We start from the raw sequence: 21,213 nt of genomic DNA, 5'->3' as shown, positions 1-21,213 counted from the left end.
TCACCTCCTTATATAAATGCATCAACTGCTTTGCCGTTCCCGTCTTATTTAAAGCGGGTTGTCAGCATCGTTGTCAAATCACGTGATAATGTATTTAGAATATGGATAACTCGCGCGTAATCCATACGAGTTGGTCCTAGAATTCCTATAGAACCGAGCGCCTCACCGTCCAATGAATAGGATGCTGTAATCAAGCTGCAATTCGCAAAGGCTTCATGGTCATTCTCGGTGCCAATTCGCACCTGAATGCCCTGACCGCCGGGCACTGGCATCATTAATTTCATGAGCGTTGGCGTCTCATCTAACAAATCCAGAATATCTTTGACCTTTTCAACATCCTTGAACTCAGGTTGCGTCAGCATGTTTGTAGCTCCGCTGAGGAACAAACGATTGTCATGCTCGTTATCGAACGCACTGTTGAGGACCTGCATCACTTCCTCGTAACGTGTAATATGGCGTTCCAGTTCCTGACCCAGCTCAGTGTAAAGACGAGATTTCAGCTTGTAGATTGGCACACCTACCAATTTACTGTTTAACAGACGAACCACACTCTCCATGTCAGCAACTGAAATTTCAGGAGGAATCTGAACCGTCTTGTTCTCCACCTGACCTGTGTTGGTCACAATAATAGCTACAGCTTCCTGATCATTCAGCGGAAGCAGCTGGAAGTGACGCAGCGACGTATGAAACACTTCAGGCCCAAGCAGAATCGAAGTATAATTGGTCATATGAGACAAAATGTTGGAAGCATGCTGAATAACCTGCTCCATGACATTCAGTTTTTCTGCAAAAAATGACTTCAGATCATCCAGTTCCTGCGGCTCCACCTGATTCCATGGAACCAGATGATCGACATAGTATCGATAACCCTTATGTGAAGGAATGCGTCCAGCTGACGTATGCGGCTGTTCCAGAAAACCCATCTCTTCAAGGTCGGCCATTTCATTCCGAATCGTTGCCGGACTGTATCCAACATCTCCTCGTTTGGAGATGCTTCGGGACCCTACGGGCTCAGCTGAACGGATATAGTCATCCACTATAGCGTTCAGAATCATTCGTTGACGCTCTGTTAACATGGTGAGTATTCCCTCCTTCTGACTGTACTGTCCCATGTCGTTAGCACTCCAGTTAGTTGAGTGCTAATCGGTAATACAAAAATACCAAACTGACATGATCATTGTCAAGTGAGTTTACTGAATGTGGGCGCCTATTTCTAGTATAGGCCAATAACATCTCTTTATAACGCATGTTATTGGCCTGGGTGCTGTATTTCTTTACCCGGCGGATAATGCCTGAGACTAAATCGCGCCCCGCCCAAAGGCGAATCGCTATACTCCAGATCGGCATGTAATCGCGCCGCCAGCTGTTTACTGATCGTAAGTCCAAGCCCGGTTACACCATTGTTTCCGGTATAGAAACGCCGAAAAATATGCTGGCGGTCATGCTCGTTCAGGCCTGGTCCGTCATCATCAATATGAAAAACCCAGTCTGCATCATCAGCCGCAGAAATCTCCAATGTTAATTGGACTTGAGTTTGCGTATGACGTACTGCATTTTGCAGCAAATTCAACAGCACCTGAAACAGCTGCTCCCCCGCGGTTTCCACCATGAATGAGTTCGCCACAGCAGACAACTGAACGCCGCGCTGCAATGCGGTTGGCATCAGCAGGTACACCGCCTCCTCAGCCATACTCTTCAAATCAATGACAGCCGTAGGCCATTCCTCATCCACGGTTTCCAGTCTTGAGAGCTGAATCAGTTTTCCAACCATATCAATGAGCCGCTGGGACTGGGCAGCAATAATTTCAAGTCCCTGATCGGTGGATACGACCTGATCCTGAATGGCATAAACATAACCTTGAATGGACATTAGCGGCGTTTTCAATTCATGAGAAACATTCTGTAAAAACTCAAGCTGCTGACGATGGTGATCGTCAAGTCTGCTGCTCATCAATTGAAAAGTATGAATCAGTTCCCCGATCTCCGTATGGTCGGCTTGCAAAAACTGCTCCTGATCCGGCATGTTCGGTTCATATTTGCTGACTGCCTCCTTCAGTTGGTTCAACGGTCGCACTGTACGCCACACCGCAAATAATCCGATGAGCAGGATGACAACAAAGCTTGCAGCAATCGATAGAAGCGTTGTGCGGAATAACGGGATATACATAGCTCTGAGTGACGAGAGCGGAGAATACAGAATCACACGAAATTGTTTATGCGGCAGCTCCGCTTCACTATACAGCACCTTTTTCCCATTCAAAATCATATATCCCTCGTGTGTCCCCGGAAACCCCTCCAGCTTCATCCCCACACGGCCTGCACTGCTTGAAGCAACAATTTTATCATTACCGTCAATAACAAAATAATCTGCATAAAAAAGAATGTCCTTGATAAAGAAACGGAAGCTGTCGTTATCCAGGTCCTCCAGATCATCCACTCGAATGACTTTGACGGCCTTCTTCGTTTGACCATTTAACTGCTGCTTGACCTGATTCAATAAAATATCATCAAAGAGATGGATAAAAAATATGACCGTAAATGCAACGGTAACCAGCATACTTGCAAAAAGGGCAAGCAGCATTTTGCTGCGTATCGTTTTCATCGCACATGCACAGCCGCTTTATAGCCGAACCCCCACACTGTATCAATCGACAGCGTCGCTTGTACCTGTACCAGCTTTTTGCGGAGACGTTTCACCAGATCATCCACAACACGTACTTCCCCGTAAAAATCATAATTCCAAACCTGCTGAATCAGCTGCTCCCGGCTGAAGGGGCGATCCAGATGCTGTGACAGAAATAACAGTAGTTCATATTCTCTGCCTGTCAATCCGACCTCCTGTCCGCGAACGTCCACACGCCGGAATGCTTCAGATATTTGCACGTTGCCTACACTAAAGTATGCACCTTCCTTGGGCAAATCCGGCTCTGTTTCCCTCGCTTCACTACTGGGCGATACGCGGCTGCTGTTAATCAGACGAAGCATGCTTTTCACTCTGGCTACCAATTCACGCGGATTGAAAGGTTTGCTCAGAAAATCGTTGCAGCCAAGTTCCAGACCATTCAAACGGTCGATCTCCTCTCCACGCGCGGACACCATAATGATCGGAATCTCGGTAAACGTTCGCAGTTCAGTCAGGAGGGTAAGGCCATCAACGCCTGGCATCATAATATCAAGAATCAGGCAATCCGGCTTTTTCGAGCGGACTTCGCCGATCAGCTCTCCGCCATGCGGGAACGAGATCACTTCATATTGCTCCTTTTTCAAGTAACCCGTGATCAGCTGTAAAATAAACGGATCGTCATCCACTACAAAAATACGCGGCATAGGTCTTCCACCTCAATTATGAATATGTCGTTTCTGATATGTTTTTTATTTAATATGTCTCTACTAATGTAACAGAGTACAAGGCAGCATTTCAAAACTTCCAGGCTGGAGTAAACATATCGTGAGAATTACCCCATGTTATGAGAAAAGACGGAGGTCCCTTAAGAGAACTCCGTCTTGTTTGCCGCTGTCTTTCATCATGTTACGGTAGTATTCATTTTCGGACTGACATGGTACAGCCAGCTCACATCAGAACACATATTATTATTTATGGGATGAGCTTGATTTTGCTGCATCGTTTTTGTTTGTTACTGCTGTTTTAGCGGGTGCTTTTGTTGCAGACGCTGCGGCTTTATGTGTTGTAGCAGATGCTGTTTTGTGCGTTGTGGCTGTTTTGTGTGTTGTCACAGCAGCTGCTTTATGCGCTGTCGTTTTGGCAGTTGGTGCTTTTGTTACCGTTGTTTTTGCTACCGGTTTTTTAGCCGCTGTTGCTTTGGCTGCCGTTGCTTTTTTTGCTACCGCTTTGTGGGCTGCAATTTTGTGAGCAGCTTTTTTCGTTTTATGCGCCGTTTGTTTTGCTTTATGTGCGGTAGCTTTGGCTGTAGCGGAAGCTTTATGTGCAGCCTGTTTCGCTTTATGAGCCGTTTGTTTCGCCTTGTGAGTGCTTGCTTTTGTTTTATGGGTTACCGCTTTTACTTTATGGTTCACTTTTTTGGTTGTTTTGGCAGCAGATTTGGTTGCTGCGGTTTTTACCGCAGATTTTTTAGCTGTTGTTTTGGTCGCAGATTTTGCTGGCGTCTTAGTAGCAGTCTTACTGATTGATTTAGCTGTAGTTGTCGCCGCTGTTTTAGAACCCGTCGTTATTGATGATGCAGCAGAAGTTTTGGATGACGGAATTGTACTCGATTTCACCGGTGAGGTAGTCGTCGTTTTCGTTGCTGATGCTGCCTTTTGTGTTTCAGCCGGTTTCACGGAATTCACAACAGGTGTTGCGGCAAATGCACTGCCTGCTCCTCCAAGTACGGTCATCGCTGTTACCAAAGCTGCTACATTTTTTGTCCATTTTTTCATGATCGGTCACCTCATTCTTAAATTTGAGCCATCTGCATTTTCCTGCTCAGCACGGTTGTAGCCTTTGCTTCAATCGTTGTTCTTCTGAGAAGTTTTACTGCGGATCGCTTATGTAAGTTCATCTTAACAAGAGGTTGTGTGAGAACAATGGGATAAGTGTGTGAAAAGTGTATGAAAAAAAAAGGCCAAAAAAAGACCACAATCCCATGGAAACCGACAGGTTTCCTGGTCATGTGATCTTTCTAATTATACAAATAGCCAACCTAAGCTGACACATTCAGCTCCTTCAATACAGCAATTTCATCACAGCAGTTCTGCTTGCTGCAATGAACGCAGTCCGTCCACACCTTTTCCGGGAATATTTCCTTTTCCACAACAGCAAAGCCGTTTTTCAGAAAGAAAGAAACTTCATAAGTGAGGGCCATCACCTTCGGAATCTGTTGTCTTTCTGCTTCTTCTACAAGGCGATCGAGCAAACGCGAGCCAATCCCCAGCCCCTTATATCCTTCCGAGATTCCAAGTGATCTGACTTCCACCAGATCATTCCCGAGACGGCATAACGAGCCGCAGCCCACCACAATTCCATCCACTTCAGCCACGATAAAATGTTCCAGCTGCCGATGCAGTACCTCCCGTGAACGCGGAAGCATGATCCCACGCTCTGCATATCCTTTAATCATCTCAAACAGTGGTTCAACATCTTCCGGTACAGCTTTTCTGCATATAACCGACATCCAGCTCTCCTCCTATAACGACGCTTTCCGAGGAAAGCCAGCTTCGTAGTTGTTAAATTGACACGCCCTGTAAAACAATATGAATAAATATACAACAGAGCGTATAGAATTTCAAGCTACGAATTTAGCGATATGGAGCCAATAAACTCGGCAAAAACGTCATTACCGAACAAAATACCCTGTTCACTCAGTTTAAAGCCGTCTGCTGTCCGCTCAAGCAGGCCTGCATGCAGCATTTTGCCCAGCGGCTTCGCAAATACGTCCTCCATGGACTCCCCGAATTGATCGTGGAATCGGGATGCCGAAGCGCCTTCCAGCATGCGCAGACCAACCATCAGATAGTCCTCCATCGCTTCCGCACGTCCGATCTCAAAGTGATCCAATCGAGGCAGCCCTGCTCGCGACGCTTCAACATAAGGATTAATGCCCTTGATATTCATATGGCGTTCACGACCTACATACCCATGCGCACCCGCGCCTAGTCCATAGTAATCCTCATTGCGCCAGTAGGTCATATTATGACGGCTTTCAAAGCCCGGCTTGGCAAAGTTGCTGATCTCATACTGCTCATAGCCCGCTTCCTTCATGCGTTTCATTAATAAAAGGTACATCTGCAGCTCATCATCCTCATGTGGAAGAGGCAGCTGATTTTTTTGATACAGGGTATGGAAAAGCGTATTCTCTTCTACCTTCAGGCTATAAATCGAATAATGCTTCAAATCCAGCTCGAGTGCCCTGTCGATGCTTTCGTTCAACATCTCGACCGTCTGGTTAGGCAGCCCAAACATCAGATCAATCGACAGGTTATCCAGTCCTGCCTTGCGTGCGTTCTCCAGACTGCGATAGACGTCATCCGTATTATGAATACGGCCAATGCCTGTCAGCAGTTCATTCTGAAAAGCCTGCACGCCAAAGCTGACACGGTTCACACCGCCTTCTTTCATGGCTGCAAGTTTCTCGGCGTCCGTCGTTCCCGGATTAGCTTCCATTGAAAACTCAATATCGTCTGCCCAATTCGGAAAATAGGTTTTGACTGAGCGCAGAAAATATGCCATCTCATCCGGCTTCAAGGCCGTTGGCGTACCACCGCCGACAAAGATGGTTTTGATTTCACCAGGCGGATTCGCCTTGACGGTATGCTCCATTTCCCGCTCCAGTGCCTCCAGATATTGCATTACTGGCTGATCCTTCAGCACGTAAGAATTGAAGTCACAGTAGAAACATTTATTCGTACAAAATGGAATGTGAAGGTACACCGCTTGGGGCGCACCTGTTTTCTGGTTGTGTGCTGCGAGTGTCACGGCAAGTCCCCCTCTATTTGAAAAAAGGAAAGCCAGTTGGCTTCCCTTTCAGCTAAATTTCAATCTGGTTTGAATTTTTAGAATTCAATTTTGATACGCACAATCTGTGCTGTACCCAAAATTAAATTATTAATCATCAATTTTCAGTACCGCCATAAATGCCTCCTGCGGCACCTCTACGTTACCAACCTGCTTCATCCGCTTCTTACCTTCCTTCTGCTTCTCAAGCAGCTTCCGTTTCCGCGAGATGTCACCGCCGTAACACTTGGCAAGTACGTTTTTACGCATCGCTTTAACCGTTTCACGGGCAACAACCTTGGTGCCTACGGATGCCTGAATCGGCACTTCAAACATTTGCCGCGGGATCAGCTCGCGCAGCTTCTCACAGATGATACGGCCGCGATTGTATGCACGGTCTCTGTGAACGATAAAGGACAAGGCATCGACCTGTTCGCCATTGAGCAGAATGTCCATTTTCACCAGATTGGACTGGCGATAGCCGGACAGCTCGTAGTCGAAGGAAGCATAACCTTTGGTGCTTGATTTCAACTGGTCGAAGAAGTCATATACGATCTCGGACAACGGGATCTCATATGTAATCGTAACCCGTGTTGTGTCCATATATTCCATATTAATAAATTCGCCACGTTTATTCTGGCACAGCTCCATAATCGTTCCCACATAATCATTCGGTACGATGATTGAGGCCTTCACATAAGGCTCTTCAACGTAATCAATCCGTCCTACCTCAGGATAGTTGGATGGATTGTCAATCTGAATCATCTCACCATTGGTCAACGTTACGTGGTAAATTACGCTCGGAGCCGTTGTAATCAGCGGAATGTTGAATTCACGCTCGATCCGCTCCTGAATAACGTCCATATGCAGCAAGCCCAGGAATCCACAGCGGAATCCAAAGCCCAGAGCACTGGAAGTTTCCGGCTCAAAGCTGAGCGATGCATCGTTCAGCTGCAGCTTCTCCAATGCTTCGCGCAGATCCACATAGTCCGATGTCTCAATCGGATACAGACCGCAATATACCATTGGATTAATTTTACGATAACCCGGAAGTGGTTCAGGAGTTGGATTTTTCGCATCGGTAACGGTATCCCCGACCTGTGTATCGCCGACATGACGGATACCCGCAACGATGAATCCTACGTCACCCACGTTCAGCTCGTCCACAATCGTCATACGTGGCTTGAACGCACCCACTTCAATGACCTCGAACGATTTGTTTGTCGCCATCATTTTAATTTTGGAGCCTGCTTTAATTTTGCCATCAATAACACGTACATACACGATAACCCCTTTGTAAGGGTCGTAGTGCGAGTCAAAGATCAGCGCTTTCAGCGGCTGGTCCGGGTCACCTACTGGTGCAGGTACACTCTGTACCACCTGCTCCAGAATTTCCTTGATACCGATGCCCGCCTTAGCAGATGCGAGTACGGCGTTGCTTGTATCCAGACCGATGACATCTTCAACTTCCTGCTTCACCCGCTCCGGGTCCGCACTTGGCAAGTCGATTTTGTTGATGACCGGAAGAATCTCCAGATTGTTATCCAGTGCAAGGTATACGTTAGCCAGCGTCTGGGCTTCAATCCCTTGAGCCGCATCAACAACGAGCAGTGCCCCTTCACAAGCAGCAAGACTTCGTGATACCTCGTACGTAAAGTCTACGTGTCCTGGTGTGTCAATGAGATTCAGCAGGTATTCTTCACCGTCGTCCGCTTTGTAATTCAAAGCAACTGCCTGCAGCTTGATCGTAATTCCACGTTCACGCTCCAGATCCATCTGATCCAGCACTTGCTCCTGCATTTCACGTGAAGTCAGCGCACCTGTGTACTCCAAGATCCGGTCCGCAAGTGTTGATTTACCGTGATCTATATGTGCAATAATTGAAAAGTTACGAATTTTACGTTGTCTTTCCCGAATGTCAGTCATTCCTTACCCCCAGAAACAGCCTAGTGTCAATCACTTCATTATAACAGTTGCTGCAAGGTGCATCAATCCCATCATGTTCAACTTCATAACAAAGCACACTGGATTAACGTCCTGAAAGTTTAGTTTACCGTTATTCCATCAGCTTCTATTCATCCTTTCCTTTCACTTTTATTTATCCTTTCCATTCACTTCTATTCACTTTTATTCATCAACTCCGCCAAAAAGAGAGACGACCCACTTGATGCCGCTGTTCGACAGGTTTTGCAGCAGGCCTGCTGTTTTGTCTGCGAGCACATCGACTGGAGGTTTATGTTGATCTGCCCCAAGCACCTGGCTTGGAGTCTGGACAGGAACAAAAGGCTGCTTCTTCACCTCGGATGGAGCAGTTTCAGCAGGTGCAGACTCATTTTGCACCGGAGTCGATTCAGTAGTAGCCATTGCCGGAATGCTTTCCGCAGGTTTGTTCTGCTGAAAACCATTACCCGCCAGCTGCATGCCAAGCAGTACGCCAAGCAGCATAAGCACGCTGACAGATAACATTTTTTTGCCGAATCTGGACATCTTATCTTCCTCCCTCTTGTATAGGATGAATAGAGCTCAAGTCAGTTCCGGGATCACGAGATTACTAGATCACTACCCGTTCTTGGATGCTGGCTTTGCACTGGCTTTATCCACCTTCTGCTCTTCCCAGTACACTTCTGCGATCATATCAGCAAGAACTTCGGAGGTTCGTTTCAGCTCGGCGGCCGTATTGTCGATGCCCCCGATTTCGATCAAAATGCTGTTCGGGGAAAGCGACTGATTATATTCTCCATTGTTGCCTCCACCACCATTTTTACCCCATACCCCTCGGGATACCCCTGGATATTTCGCCTCCAGCTTTTTATGAATTTTTGCGGCAAAGGCTTCATTCTTGCGCCAGTTCGGATTGTCATGACCAATGATGAAGTATACCTTGGCATAGCTCTGATCACCGATCATTGTTGTCGTTTTTTTATGCCGCTGTGAATCGCGATGAATATCAATCAGATACGTCAGATCATCATTCTGAGCGAGTGCTGCCTTGACGGTTTGCCTCGAATATTTATAAGAGAAGTTCCAGTTGTAATCTTTTACTTTGGTCTGGTAATCCTCCTGCGCATGTTCAACACCAATGCCCAGCTTCTGCAAGCTGTCAGACAGATACGTCCCTACTTGAAAAACATTGCCTGTCGGCTTGCCGGAGGAAGGATTGTCACTGTTCGTGCCGAGCAGTGGATTATACCCCTCACGCGGATGAGAGTGATAGATCAGCACCGACTTTTTAGCAATAGCAGCATTGCCTTTATCTTGACCGCTGCCTTTGGATGGCGGATCTTCATTATCCACCCCGGCATCTGTGTTATCTCCCCCCGAAGAGGGGGTGTTGTCCTGACCCGGAGGAAGATGCAGGTCACTTCCAGGCTTGCCTTCGCCCGATGAGGCTGTTTCAGTAAGTCCCGGACCTGGCTGATAATCTTCAGGCGCTTCTGCCTTCGTATTTCCCGACCCGGGCCGGAGCAGGACCGGCTGATTTGTTCCCATACCCGGCATCTCACGTGCAATCAGGCTTTTCGGGTCCTGCGGGTTGACATTAGTCAGCAGTTGGAACACAAAAGAGGTCAGATTTTCACCGGAGATCGCAGAATTCTGCTCCTTTTGGGTGAGATGAGGCATCTCCATGCCCAGCATATCTACAAAAAATCGACTGGAGACTGACCCTGCGAATCCTTTCATTGAAGAAACGGGTGAGCTGTTCAGCCGTTTCTCGGCCATACCACCAAGGCCCAGTGCAACAAAAAAGAGGGCGGATATCATCATAAGCAGCAATAGTGTACGGCCCATGGCCAGCACATGCAGACATCTTTTTTTCCACTTGCCGATGTTCCATGCCAGTATCTTGTTCATTCTTCTGTCTCCTTCCCTTGCTGGACAACTCTTATACTTCAACTCTATGAGCGTGCGCAATTTGATAGAACAGGAAGTAGAAAGATTAATTGAACAAAAAAAGAAAGCCCGCTAGATTCGGACCTTCTTCATGGATGTTCATTTAGAAGCAACATGGAAATGAGGGAAGTACCCTTGAATGAATATACAGAGGCACGGGAGCTTTCCTAATGCGTATACGCCGCAACGTTTTCTGGATGTACAGCTTCGTGGAGTGCAGCATTCAGGCCGGTTGCGATAACGTTGGCGATGCCTTCGATAAACTCGTCAATCTCCTTCGGTGTCACGATGAGGTCATGACCGAGCGGTTCAAGCACTTCTTTTACCAGACTCAAGCGATCCTCTTCACTGATGTCATCGAGCATGCCCATGATTTGTTTCGTCTGATCGGTTTCCTGCCGGAAATGAGAACGCATCATCTCAATGACATTATTAACGATGGTGGAGGCATAACAAACGGTTGGCACGCCGATGGCAATGCAAGGAACACCCAGAATTTCCTTCGTTAATCCGCGACGTTTGTTACCGATGCCAGAGCCGGGATGAATACCGATATCCGCCACCTGAATGGTAGTGTTCACACGTTCAAGAGAGCGGGAGGCCAGTGCATCAATGGCAATAATGGCATCAGGACGGGTACGTTCAACAATGCCCTGTACAATGTCACTCGACTCAATCCCCGTTGTACCCAGCACACCCGGAGCAATCGCGCTGACCTCACGATATCCAGGGGCTACCTGATCAGGTACCAGTTCGAAATACTGACGAGTGACCATTAAATTTTCCACAACCAATGGACCGAGAGAATCCGGGGTCACATTCAGGTTACCCAAGCCTACAATCAGCACTTTGGATGTTTTATTAATTCCAGCCTTCAGCATAAAATTTTCCATTTCACGTGTGAATTCCGCAGCTACCCGCTCCTGCAGATCGGTATCCCCGTTACGAAGGGAAGGCACCTCAAGTGTGACATAGTGACCTTTGACACGCCCAATCGCTTTCGCGGCTTCATCATTCAGAACATCTATGCGGGTAATCGTAATGCCATCTTTGGTATCCACATCTTCACGCAGTCCGGGAATCGTTTGTTTCTGGCTTCCTTGTGCCATTTCTTTCGAATCAATTGCCAAATCGGTGCGCACGGTGTAGTTTTGCAAATCCAATGTCATCTTTCGCTGCCTCCCTTGAACCATTTGAGCATATTGTGTGGGAAAAAGACGGGCTTTATGCACTCTGCTGAACAACCATGCAAAATCTGTTGCAATTTACATGCTAGCGTGATAGAATATTTTAAGTTGTGAAACGTTTGTATTCATGCGAATGCCTTACAGGAGGTGAATGTAATGCCAAACATCAAATCCGCTGTTAAACGCGTAAAAACGAGCGACAAGCGCCGCGCACTCAACGCTTCTCAGAAGTCTGCACTCCGCACAGCTGTTAAAGCTGCTGATGCTGCTCTGGTAAGCAACGAAGTTGAAACTGCGAAAGCTGCGATTCAAGCTGCTTCCAAAAAGCTGGACAAGGCTGTAACTAAAGGTCTGGTTCACAAAAATGCAGCTGCACGCAAAAAGTCTCGCTTGGCGAAAAAACTGAACGCTCTTTCCGCACAAGCGTAAGAAGCGTTACTTATACGAACCAATGGAAAAATCCTGAACAGCATGGGCTTTCAGGATTTTTTAGCATCTGTTCCGCCGAGAAGACACAAAAGCATAGGAAATAATAAAAAAACAACCTGAGCCTACTTCCAAGCCGTATGTCTGAATTCATCTGCATACTTCACTTTGGAAAACGCACAGGTTGTTTTTTGCGATTATATCCTCGATACTTACATAACCCTCACGCGCCAAGTCTTAACAAAAACAGCTCCAGACCCAGCACTTTGTCCACAGCACCCGTTTTCATCTGATAATCGAGTTCGCTCAAGTGACTGAGTATCTTGCGCAGACGGTCCGCTTCAAATTTGCGAGCCTGTTCCCCGGCGATTTTCACGGCATACGGGTGCAGCCCGAGCTGACTCGCAATCTGCTGCTGTGAGTAGCTCTGCTGCCCCAGTTCCTTCACCTGAATCATGATCCGAAATTGACGGGCAATAAGCGCTGCAATTTTGATTGGCTCTTCCCGCTGCTTCAGCAGCTCATAGAAGAGTGCGAGTGCCTTTTCCAGCCTTAAATTCGCTAGCTCCTCCACTAATGCAAACACGTTCTGTTCGGTGCTTCGTGCAACAAGTGACTCAATATCCGCACGTCGAATCGTGCCCCCGCTGCCAGCAAACAAACAAAGCTTATCCACCTCGGCGGATAACGTCTGCAGCCCGGTTCCAGCATAACTAATCAGCGTATCTGCTGCGCCCGCTTCAAAGACAACCTCCCGCTGCTTCGCAAGCTTCACAATCCACTGCACTAATTCTTCTCCACTTAACGGGGCAAACGCTAATACTACCGCCTGTTTCTTGGCAGCCTTCACCAGCTTTTTCCGCTCGTCAAGCTTATCGCCCTGCGCCAAAAAAACGATCGTGCTGTAGTCAGCCGGATTATCCATATATGTAATCAAACGATCGACCTGATGCTCTATTTTCGATTCTTTTCCCGCAGTAAACAAGCTGGTGTCCCTGACAATAATCAGTTTGCGCGGAACGAGAAAGGGAACCGTTTCTGCTTCTTCCACAACAGCTTCAATCGTTGTTTCGGAGAGATCATAAGGGATGACAGCAAAATCCTGATGTTCCTCTTCGATAACCTGTGTTTTCAGCATCTCCGTAAATTGCTGGATCTGATACTTCTCCGTTCCGTACAACACGTAGATTGACGCCGGATCTCCACTGCGTATTGCCTTTGTTGCACTTTTGACATCCATTCACCGTGCCTCCTTATCCTTCTTATCCTACCAGAAAAAACACAAGACAACAAAGGGACCTTCATCCGTTTATGGATAAAGGCCCCCTGTTCTGCATCTATATAAACGCAAACACCAGCCATTCTAGAAATAACCAGTGCGCGGTCATACGACGTCAGTTGGATCAGTGATAAAATACTCTGTAGTTAATCTTAGTATATGCTTGTCATGACGAAAGGTTCTTTGTTGTAATAAAATAGGTCTCACTTGAGATTTCAGGCCTATTTTGCAGGCGGTGTTTCCGAAGTTGCATTCGGCTTGAATGAATTCTTCGTTGTTGTTCCGTCTTTGTCCGTTTCATAGCTGAACTGTTTACCATCCTGGGACCAGCTTGCTGATTTCAATGTTCCCTCTATATTCCGCTGTTCAATCAGATTTAGCATATCAGGATCATTCGCAGATTTTGCATATACACTTAACTGGTCACCCATCAGCATAACTACATACGCCCCGTCAGGCGATTTCCACTCTTTTGCAGTTGTTGCGTCCGATTCTGTGTTTCCCGGATCAGGGGCCGTTAACCCTTGCGATTGTTGTCCGTCAGCCGTATCCCCACCCGCTCCTGAGTCATTGTTGGTTATTCCTCGAGCCGGTGCATCCTCATTAGGAACTATCGTTTGAGCTGAAAAGGTGTCGTCTGCTTGATTATTCTGTTCAGGCATATTTTTTGGGTCCGTGGCATTAGAATCAGCACCATTACCAGCATTGGTACCAGGCTGCTTTTGATCTACATCCTGATTCGGTTTTTCATTTTTCTGGGAAGGGTTCACATCTACCGAAGGGCTGCCTTCCTGCTTCCCTTGCTCCGGGGCAGCCGCCCCTCTGGTAGAAGGCTCCGCAGGTTTCTGGTCCGTCTGATAATCTGGTGCTTGCGTTTCAGTACCACTACCTGCTTCAGGTTGATCTTCTTGCGGCTGTTCAGAACGTGTCTGGAGCGAATCATTTGAATCAGGCGCAGTTACACCAACCTCTTCCTGAGAAGGTGAGCTGCCTTGGTCATTATTCACTTCCATGCTACGAGCAGACTGACCGGCATTGCTTTCTTGAGATGCCCCCGACTTCATCATCATGGAGTCTGCATTCTCGATCTGTTCAGGCTTATAACCAAATATGGCGAAACCTAATACAACAGCCGCAGCTGCTGCACCCATCGACATGCGACCTGCCATCGAATTAAACCATTTGGTTTTGGCTTTTCGTTCTCCTGAGCTGGAACGCTGCAAATTCTCAAATGCCGCAGGGACAGGACTCATTTCTTGCACAGTACTGCTCTGTTCCTTGCGTGCTTCATCAATTGCATCCAATTGAGGCATAATTGCATCAACCAGACTAAATCTAGGGCTTACTTTCGGCAAATCTTCCAGTTCTCTGGATAGAGCTCTAAGCATGCTAAAATTTTCGGCGCACTCCGGACACTTGGCCACATGCTGCAGCATTTGCGTCGTTTCCGCCTCGCCCAGATCATGATCCAGATACCGGTGCATCCATTCCACCACCTCTTCGCATTTCATCCTGTCACACCACCTTTCTGATACTCCTGTAGTAGATTCTGTAACTGTTGTCTGGCTCTAAATAAGTAAGACTTTACCGTATTGAGCGGAAGATCGAGACAATCCGCAATTTCGTTGTAGGATAAATCCTGCAAATATCTTAGAACAATGACGGTCCGATGATGCTCTGGCAGCTTGTTGATCGCTTCTTGTATATCCTTTGCCACATAAGTGGACATCACTTCGAATTCCACATTCTGTTTATCCTGAAAAACCATTTCATGCTCATCAATGGATACGGATGGCTTGGTTCTTCTGAACTTGTCAATACAGATGTTGGTAACGATGCGCTGCACCCAGGTTTTGAACTGGGCTTTCTCTTCATAAGAATTAATCTTGGTGTAAATTCGGATCAACGCTTCCTGCGCAGCATCCAAGGCATCCTGTTCATTATTTAGAATGTAATATGCGGTACGATAGACATGCTGTTCAATCTCCCGCAATAGGGTAATTAGAGCGTCGCGATCGCCCGATTGAGCGGCTCTGATGAGTTCCGGCTCTACCACAAAGGATCCCCCTCTCCCTGCAACCTTACTGACGTGATCATCGATAAAATTGTTGCAAAGTTAAGTATATTTTAATTTTCCATCACAAAATAACGGCTTATGTATAAGGGCCGCTGAATCTTATCTTAGAATAACAGAAAATGCAAACGTAGTCACCAAACGTCTGACATCACGGAATTCCAGTACTTACACGACTCAAAACAAATGCAATGACATACATTATGGTTAAGTACTTTTTAAGGGCCAAAAATAAAAAAGTCGAAATTTGTTCAAAACTTAAGGTTTTTTTAATGCAATTTTCATGAAAATAGTGTATTGTAAATTTACATTCATAACACGAGGTGATGAGCATGCCAGCTCTAGCGAAAATTCAAGAATTGAAAGAACAAATGCCAAAAGAATATCAAAGCATTTCCCACTTTGTGGAGCACGCTTTGGAATCCATTGATACACTGGTTGAAGAACATCGCAAATATGTTGCTGCACAAGCGTTATACGGCGATAAAATTGTCGGATCGGAAGAGCGTTTGTACAGAGAAACTGTACTTGATGTCAGAGCCCAGCTTCTGATGACGCTGGAAAAAACAGTCGAAGACATTTTGCACAAAGGAGACAAACATTGGAGCAAACATTTTAAGGACGGCGTAGAATAATCAACATCTTCATTATTATTCACTGATCTGGTCGGATATGAAAAGCCCCTTTTCCAAAATACTCTTTTGAAAGAGAGTGTTGGAGAAGGGGGCTTTTTTTGTCATGCCCTTATTTAACATCCATGATAAAATAGATATATTAAATAGACTCTATACAAGGAGTATTTTCGAAATGAAAGCTATTCTTATTGACGATGAACTTTTAGCCTTGTCTTATTTGGAGTTTCAATTAATGAAGATGAACCATCCGATCCTGGAAATCATCAGTAAACTCACTAACCCTTACGATGCCATCGAACTAGTAAAGCATACCAAAGTGGATATAGCGTTTATTGATATTGAGCTGCCCGAGATAAATGGAATTGAACTCGCCGAACGAATGCTGGAATATAATCCTGATCTGAAGGTTGTATTTATTACTGCTAATCAAGAATACGCTGTCGAGGGCTTTGATTTAAACGCAATTGATTACATTGTAAAGCCCATTCGTTTTGAGCGGTTGTCCAAAACAATGCATCGCATCAGCGAAGTCATACCATCAATGTGAATGATCCTGTACGAGACGACATTCAACATTGGTTTAATAAGAATTTTTGCTGACCCTATTACGTTTGAAAAGGATTGTTCATGTTGACATTGCTCATGCGTATGCAAAAAAACATATCAAAACATAAAATGGCCTGGCTAATCCTAATCTACTCCGCAGCTTTAATTGGAATGAGACTGTTATGGTATACGGAGTTCTCTCTGCCCAATCAGCCCCATGCAGCACAGGGGAAATTTGATTTATCCAACTGGGTTTTCGATGATAAACATACAATTACACTGAATGGAGAATGGGACTTCTACCCCGGAACCTTCATCTCCCCTGGCACAACCGTTAGTGATACGTTTAGTGTTGCCAATTCGACAATTGTTCCCGGTACATATAATGATACAAGTCCAGGAGCCAATTTCGGTACATATCGACTACAAGTACAATTACCCAAATCAAATACATCCTACGGGATTCACATTCCTCAAATTAAATCAGCTTATCGCTTTTATGTAAATGGCAAGCTTTTATATGCATCGGGGTCTCCTGATGAAACGGCGATTCGAACAATTTCCAAGGTCGTACCTTATACAGGTAACTTTACTGTGGATCAGTCTACTATGGATATTATCATTCATGTGAGTAACTTCCACTATCACAACAAAGGTGGCATTATTGAATCCATCAAATTTGGGTCTCAATCTGCAGTTATTAATGAAGTACATTTTAGTGAAAACATGCAATTGCTAGTAGCTATTATTTTACTGCTCCACATGTTGTATATCATAATCCTGCTTTTCGTAGGCCACCGAAAGAAAGAACTTTTTTATTTTGCCGGAATTATTTGTTTTGCCTTAATTGTTACGTTATTAGATGACGACAGAATGATGCTCCGTTGGCTCCCGATCAATTTTGAATGGGCGATACGTATGAGAATTATTGGGTACTCAGCCCTTTCATACTGTTTAGTGTTATGTACAAAGCACTTACTAAGGGTGAATAATTTCAAAAAATTTATTTCCGGCTTCTCTATTTTCTTTTATTCCTATATAACTGCAACCCTTTTCTTTCCTCTTGCTTGGTTGGATTATAGCTCAAAGATTCTAAGTATTTTTATGTTTTCAGCCATTTTACTTGTACCTATTATTTCAAGACAGGCTGTGAGAACAGGTCAAGAAGCAGCTATTTCCATATTACTTGCCGGCGTTGCCGTATCATTCAATATGGTATTCAGCGGACTTTTCAAGTCATGGATGAATCAGGATTTGCCGTTTTACCCTATTGATCTTATAGTAGCCTTTGTTGTTTTTGCCTCTTTCTGGTTTGTACGCTTTACTAAAACTGCAATTCGTGCCGAAAAACAAGCAGAGGTGCTCAAGAAAGTAGACAAGCAAAAAGATGAGTTTCTTGCTAATACGTCACATGAGCTTCGCAACCCGCTTCATGCGATCATTAATATGACTCAATCCATCATCGTTAGAAGGAGCAGCAAGCTGGATGCACCTGATCATGAAGATCTGAAGCTGATTGCCAAAATTGGACAACGCATGTCACATCTGCTTGATGACCTGATTGATATTTCCCTTCTTAAAGATAGGCGGCTAACACTGGATACAACAAGTGTGTCGCTGCCTGCAATCGCAAAAGTCGTTGTTCACATGCTGAACTACATGACAGCGAACAGAAATGTGCAGCTAAGGAACGAGATTCCCGATTCATTGCCTAACGTGGCAGCAGATGAGAATCGCCTTACTCAAATTATATTTAATTTAGTGCACAATGCTTTGAAATTCACTAAAGAGGGACATGTTTCACTTCATGCAGAAATCGTGAATGAAATTGCTCACATCCATATTATCGATACAGGCATCGGGATTCACGAGGAAATGCAACAAAGGATTTTCTCTCCGTACGAACAAGCTGATTCCAGCATCACATCTCAAGGCAGCGGTTTAGGCCTGGGTCTCAGCATATGCAAAAATTTAGTTGAACTCCATGGTGGAACATTGGAGCTTAGATCTGTAATGGGAGAAGGATCAGTTTTTACTTTCACCCTACCTTTGGCATCTGCCACTAAAGCCTTAGACAACATTAAGATCTTGGATGATTCTATCGTTCCATCAGGGCAACACGCAATGATTGGCAATATGGAGTCTGCGGGCTCTTCAGAAAATATGCACGAGATCGACCGTATCATTGGATCTGTTCTTTTAGTGGATGACGATGCCATCAATTTGAAAGTCATTAAGTCATTAATTGAACTTGATAACTATAAGGTTATCGCTGTAACTAATGCAGAGGATGCCCTGCGAGAAGTATCCCATAATCAATGGGATCTGGTTATCACGGATGTCATGATGCCCGAAATGTCCGGTTATGAGCTTACGGAAAGGATACGTGAAAAATTCACTATTTTCGAACTGCCGATACTTCTATTGACAGCAAGGATCAGGCCCGAAGATATCCATACAGGCTTTCTTGCCGGAGCAAATGATTATTTGAGCAAACCGGTTGAAATGCTGGAGCTACAGTCAAGAATTCGTGCGTTAATTCATTTTAAACAATCCGTTGACGAGCAGTTACGCATGGAAGCTGCATGGCTACAGGCTCAGATTCAGCCTCATTTCTTATTCAACACCATCAATTCTATCGTTTCGCTTAGTGTGATTGATTCTGATCGCATGATTAAACTTCTTGAGGCATTTGGTGATTATCTGAAGGGAAGTTTTAACTCGAATAATTTAGAACGCTTGGTACCCCTGTCTCATGAGCTTGATTTACTGCGAGCATATTTATATATCGAACAAGAACGGTTCGGAGAACGATTGGAGGTAGAATGGAACCTTGCGGATGATCTGAATGTTAAGCTTCCACCATTAACAATCCAGCCTCTTGCAGAAAATGCAATTCGTCACGGAATATTGAAGCGTGCAAGAGGAGGTAAGCTAACCATTTCGGCTATGAAAGAACAGGATTATGTTCAATTCGTCATTCAAGATAACGGTATCGGTATGGATGATAAAACACGCTCCTCGCTATTCGATGGCAGAAAAAAAGCAGGAACATCCGGTGTCGGAATAACCAATACAGATCGACGACTCAACAAAATTTACGGACAAGGCCTCACGATCCAAAGCATACCCGGCGAAGGAACCACGGTTTCCTTCATTGTACCAAGGTAATAAGAATCACGACTCAATTCCACCTGACAGAGTTGAATCGTGGTTCTTATATTATTTTTTGAAGTTCAAGCCACCTCAATACATCAGTAGCCTTCACCTGAATCAGCTCAGGAGCATCGGTTTTATCAAGTTGTGGAAAAAGTCCCCTATACTTCGAAAAATTCACTCACACACCATCGTACTGCACAGTTAGTGTGAAATTGTTTGCCGAGAGTCACCATTAGGGCAACTTTTCATTAAACTAACAGGCAGTTTAGCCCAATACAACATTTGTAAAACGTTCTTTATAATGATATATTTGTATAGTATAACGAACGAAAAGGAGGTATTACTTCTTGAATGCTATACACATCAGGATAGGAAACAACCTGCAACGTATTAGAAAACATAGGCAGTTAAGCTTAGATAAGCTTGCTGATTTAACAAAGGTTAGTAAAGGTATGCTTCATCAAATTGAGCGAGGAGAAACGCAGCCCACAGTGACAACCGTGTGGAAAATTGCTACGGGACTTAATATTTCGTTTTCATCTCTACTTAAAGAGGATGAGGCAGTAGTATCCATTGCAACTCGAAAAGAAATTCCGGATTTAACAGAAGACAATGGAAATTGTAGAGTATACTTACTGTTTCCGTTTGACCCCCAAACACATATTGAAATGTTTACGATTATTCTTAGTCCTGCTTGTAACTATGTTTCACTCCCACACAATGATGGGGTTCAAGAGTACATCACAGTTATCTCTGGAGTGTTTAATCTACAGATTAAGGATGAAATACACGCCTTACAAGAAGGACAGGCTATAAGATTTGCAGGCAATGTTGAACACCGTTATATCAATAAATCGGCCGAAGATGTGACGATACAGGTTGTTATGTATTATGCGGAATCTTAATTGCATGTAATCATTAAGGAGGGATACACATTGACAAGTCAACTTAAAGATAGTGCACAACAGGTTCAAAACAAACTAATAGAGTTGGGGTATGCAAATAAAGTTATAGAACTACCTGACAGTACACGAACTGCACAGGAAGCTGCCGATACGATTGGTTGCGAGGTTGCACATATAGCTAAGTCAATTATCTTTCGACTCAAAAATAACGATAAACCCTTATTGGTTATAGCCAGTGGCGTAAATCGAATTAATGAAAAACAAATTAACACCCATCTGAATGACAGTTTAGGAAAAGCAGATGCTGATTTTGTACGTGAACACACAGGATTTGTTATTGGAGGCGTACCACCTTTAGGACATATAGAGTCAATCATCACTCTTATTGATGAAGACTTGTTACAATTTAGAGAGATATGGGCTGCTGCCGGACATCCAAGAGCAGTGTTTCAATTAACACCCGAAGAATTAGTGCAAATGACAAAAGGACGAGTAATCCGTGTAAAATAAATTTGTGTTAACTTTCTGTTATTTCGCTAGGTCTGCATGACGCAGGAGTATACTGCACAGGTGCTCTTTATTTAACCCAGGGTATTCTGAAAATAAATATGCGGCAGCACCCGCTATAAGCGTTGCTGCCCCAATATCCAATCCACACCT

Annotated in this window: 19 protein-coding genes; 6 read left to right on the top strand and 13 right to left on the bottom strand. The window is 44.9% G+C overall.

The features are described 5' to 3' along the window. Positions 1-44: 44 nt before the first annotated feature. The 10 genes from hrcA to gpr all read right to left on the bottom strand — a co-directional run bounded on the left by hrcA (position 45) and on the right by gpr (position 11,511). Positions 45-1,076 (bottom strand): heat-inducible transcriptional repressor HrcA, encoded by a 1,032-nt coding sequence (hrcA, locus tag HNR77_RS07630; RefSeq protein ID WP_184182244.1) that lies wholly within the window; start codon positions 1,074-1,076, stop codon positions 45-47. A gap of 173 nt (positions 1,077-1,249) precedes the next feature. Beyond that, positions 1,250-2,602 (bottom strand): sensor histidine kinase, encoded by a 1,353-nt coding sequence (locus tag HNR77_RS07625; protein ID WP_184182242.1) that lies wholly within the window; start codon positions 2,600-2,602, stop codon positions 1,250-1,252. Beyond that, complete coding sequence (locus HNR77_RS07620) at positions 2,599-3,327, bottom strand: response regulator transcription factor (RefSeq protein ID WP_184182240.1); 729 nt, start codon at positions 3,325-3,327, stop codon at positions 2,599-2,601. The genes HNR77_RS07625 and HNR77_RS07620 overlap by 4 nt, the downstream gene beginning before the upstream one ends. 264 nt (positions 3,328-3,591) lie before the next feature. Then, positions 3,592-4,308 (bottom strand): hypothetical protein, encoded by a 717-nt coding sequence (locus tag HNR77_RS07615; protein WP_221443736.1) that lies wholly within the window; start codon positions 4,306-4,308, stop codon positions 3,592-3,594. A 353-nt stretch (positions 4,309-4,661) separates the two neighbouring features. Beyond that, positions 4,662-5,132 (bottom strand): N-acetyltransferase, encoded by a 471-nt coding sequence (locus tag HNR77_RS07610; protein ID WP_145404135.1) that lies wholly within the window; start codon positions 5,130-5,132, stop codon positions 4,662-4,664. Between the two features lie 116 nt (positions 5,133-5,248). Next, positions 5,249-6,433 (bottom strand): radical SAM family heme chaperone HemW, encoded by a 1,185-nt coding sequence (gene hemW, locus HNR77_RS07605; protein ID WP_184182236.1) that lies wholly within the window; start codon positions 6,431-6,433, stop codon positions 5,249-5,251. Between the two features lie 129 nt (positions 6,434-6,562). Further along, on the bottom strand, positions 6,563-8,377 hold the full coding sequence (gene lepA, locus HNR77_RS07600; RefSeq protein ID WP_111272152.1) for a translation elongation factor 4: 1,815 nt from the start codon (positions 8,375-8,377) through the stop codon (positions 6,563-6,565). Positions 8,378-8,578: 201 nt separating this feature from the next. Beyond that, complete coding sequence (locus tag HNR77_RS07595) at positions 8,579-8,938, bottom strand: DUF3679 domain-containing protein (RefSeq protein ID WP_184182423.1); 360 nt, start codon at positions 8,936-8,938, stop codon at positions 8,579-8,581. 72 nt (positions 8,939-9,010) lie between these two features. Continuing rightward, entirely contained in the window at positions 9,011-10,303 is a 1,293-nt protein-coding gene (locus tag HNR77_RS07590) for a stage II sporulation protein P (protein ID WP_184182234.1), read from the bottom strand. Positions 10,304-10,509: 206 nt separating this feature from the next. Next, positions 10,510-11,511: a GPR endopeptidase gene (gene gpr / locus HNR77_RS07585; RefSeq protein ID WP_184182232.1), complete on the bottom strand. Its 1,002-nt coding sequence runs from the start codon at positions 11,509-11,511 to the stop codon at positions 10,510-10,512. A gap of 174 nt (positions 11,512-11,685) precedes the next feature. Between gpr and rpsT the strand changes: the two genes are divergently transcribed. After that, positions 11,686-11,958: a 30S ribosomal protein S20 gene (rpsT, locus tag HNR77_RS07580; RefSeq protein ID WP_090914815.1), complete on the top strand. Its 273-nt coding sequence runs from the start codon at positions 11,686-11,688 to the stop codon at positions 11,956-11,958. Positions 11,959-12,178: 220 nt separating this feature from the next. On the opposite strand, the gene holA is transcribed toward rpsT, so the two are convergent. From holA to HNR77_RS07565, 3 genes are all read right to left on the bottom strand, one after another. Beyond that, positions 12,179-13,195 carry a DNA polymerase III subunit delta gene (holA, locus tag HNR77_RS07575; RefSeq protein WP_184182230.1) on the bottom strand — a complete coding sequence of 339 codons (1,017 nt, stop codon included), beginning with the start codon at positions 13,193-13,195 and terminating at the stop codon, positions 12,179-12,181. A 260-nt stretch (positions 13,196-13,455) separates the two neighbouring features. Next, positions 13,456-14,745 (bottom strand): zf-HC2 domain-containing protein, encoded by a 1,290-nt coding sequence (locus HNR77_RS07570; protein ID WP_184182228.1) that lies wholly within the window; start codon positions 14,743-14,745, stop codon positions 13,456-13,458. Beyond that, positions 14,742-15,290: an RNA polymerase sigma factor gene (locus HNR77_RS07565; RefSeq protein ID WP_111272157.1), complete on the bottom strand. Its 549-nt coding sequence runs from the start codon at positions 15,288-15,290 to the stop codon at positions 14,742-14,744. The genes HNR77_RS07570 and HNR77_RS07565 overlap by 4 nt, the downstream gene beginning before the upstream one ends. 350 nt (positions 15,291-15,640) lie before the next feature. On the opposite strand from HNR77_RS07565, the gene HNR77_RS07560 reads away from it, so the two are divergent. From HNR77_RS07560 to HNR77_RS07540, 5 genes are all read left to right on the top strand, one after another. Further along, on the top strand, positions 15,641-15,943 hold the full coding sequence (locus tag HNR77_RS07560) for a hypothetical protein (protein ID WP_110898026.1): 303 nt from the start codon (positions 15,641-15,643) through the stop codon (positions 15,941-15,943). A gap of 172 nt (positions 15,944-16,115) precedes the next feature. Beyond that, a complete protein-coding gene (locus tag HNR77_RS07555) occupies positions 16,116-16,490 on the top strand; it encodes a LytR/AlgR family response regulator transcription factor (protein ID WP_184182226.1) in 375 nt (124 codons plus the stop codon). Positions 16,491-16,660: 170 nt separating this feature from the next. Further along, positions 16,661-19,660: a hybrid sensor histidine kinase/response regulator gene (locus HNR77_RS07550; protein ID WP_260410394.1), complete on the top strand. Its 3,000-nt coding sequence runs from the start codon at positions 16,661-16,663 to the stop codon at positions 19,658-19,660. A 335-nt stretch (positions 19,661-19,995) separates the two neighbouring features. Continuing rightward, positions 19,996-20,553 carry a helix-turn-helix domain-containing protein gene (locus HNR77_RS07545; protein WP_260410393.1) on the top strand — a complete coding sequence of 186 codons (558 nt, stop codon included), beginning with the start codon at positions 19,996-19,998 and terminating at the stop codon, positions 20,551-20,553. 30 nt (positions 20,554-20,583) lie between these two features. Continuing rightward, complete coding sequence (locus tag HNR77_RS07540) at positions 20,584-21,063, top strand: YbaK/EbsC family protein (protein WP_184182224.1); 480 nt, start codon at positions 20,584-20,586, stop codon at positions 21,061-21,063. Positions 21,064-21,213: the final 150 nt, after the last annotated feature.

It is taken from the genome of Paenibacillus sp. JGP012 (genome assembly GCF_014203995.1).
Taxonomy (GTDB): domain Bacteria; phylum Bacillota; class Bacilli; order Paenibacillales; family Paenibacillaceae; genus Paenibacillus; species Paenibacillus silvae.
This window is presented reverse-complemented; position numbering and strand designations above follow the sequence as displayed.

Coding starts and splice junctions, on each gene's coding strand:
- hrcA (WP_184182244.1), bottom strand. CDS start 1,076: ATGTTAACAGAGCGTCAACGAATGATTCTGAACGCTATAGTGGATGAC.
- HNR77_RS07625 (WP_184182242.1), bottom strand. CDS start 2,602: ATGAAAACGATACGCAGCAAAATGCTGCTTGCCCTTTTTGCAAGTATG.
- HNR77_RS07620 (WP_184182240.1), bottom strand. CDS start 3,327: ATGCCGCGTATTTTTGTAGTGGATGACGATCCGTTTATTTTACAGCTG.
- HNR77_RS07610 (WP_145404135.1), bottom strand. CDS start 5,132: ATGTCGGTTATATGCAGAAAAGCTGTACCGGAAGATGTTGAACCACTG.
- lepA (WP_111272152.1), bottom strand. CDS start 8,377: ATGACTGACATTCGGGAAAGACAACGTAAAATTCGTAACTTTTCAATT.
- HNR77_RS07595 (WP_184182423.1), bottom strand. CDS start 8,938: ATGTCCAGATTCGGCAAAAAAATGTTATCTGTCAGCGTGCTTATGCTG.
- HNR77_RS07590 (WP_184182234.1), bottom strand. CDS start 10,303: ATGAACAAGATACTGGCATGGAACATCGGCAAGTGGAAAAAAAGATGT.
- gpr (WP_184182232.1), bottom strand. CDS start 11,511: ATGACATTGGATTTGCAAAACTACACCGTGCGCACCGATTTGGCAATT.
- rpsT (WP_090914815.1), top strand. CDS start 11,686: ATGCCAAACATCAAATCCGCTGTTAAACGCGTAAAAACGAGCGACAAG.
- holA (WP_184182230.1), bottom strand. CDS start 13,195: ATGGATGTCAAAAGTGCAACAAAGGCAATACGCAGTGGAGATCCGGCG.
- HNR77_RS07570 (WP_184182228.1), bottom strand. CDS start 14,745: ATGAAATGCGAAGAGGTGGTGGAATGGATGCACCGGTATCTGGATCAT.
- HNR77_RS07560 (WP_110898026.1), top strand. CDS start 15,641: ATGCCAGCTCTAGCGAAAATTCAAGAATTGAAAGAACAAATGCCAAAA.
- HNR77_RS07555 (WP_184182226.1), top strand. CDS start 16,116: ATGAAAGCTATTCTTATTGACGATGAACTTTTAGCCTTGTCTTATTTG.
- HNR77_RS07550 (WP_260410394.1), top strand. CDS start 16,661: ATGAGACTGTTATGGTATACGGAGTTCTCTCTGCCCAATCAGCCCCAT.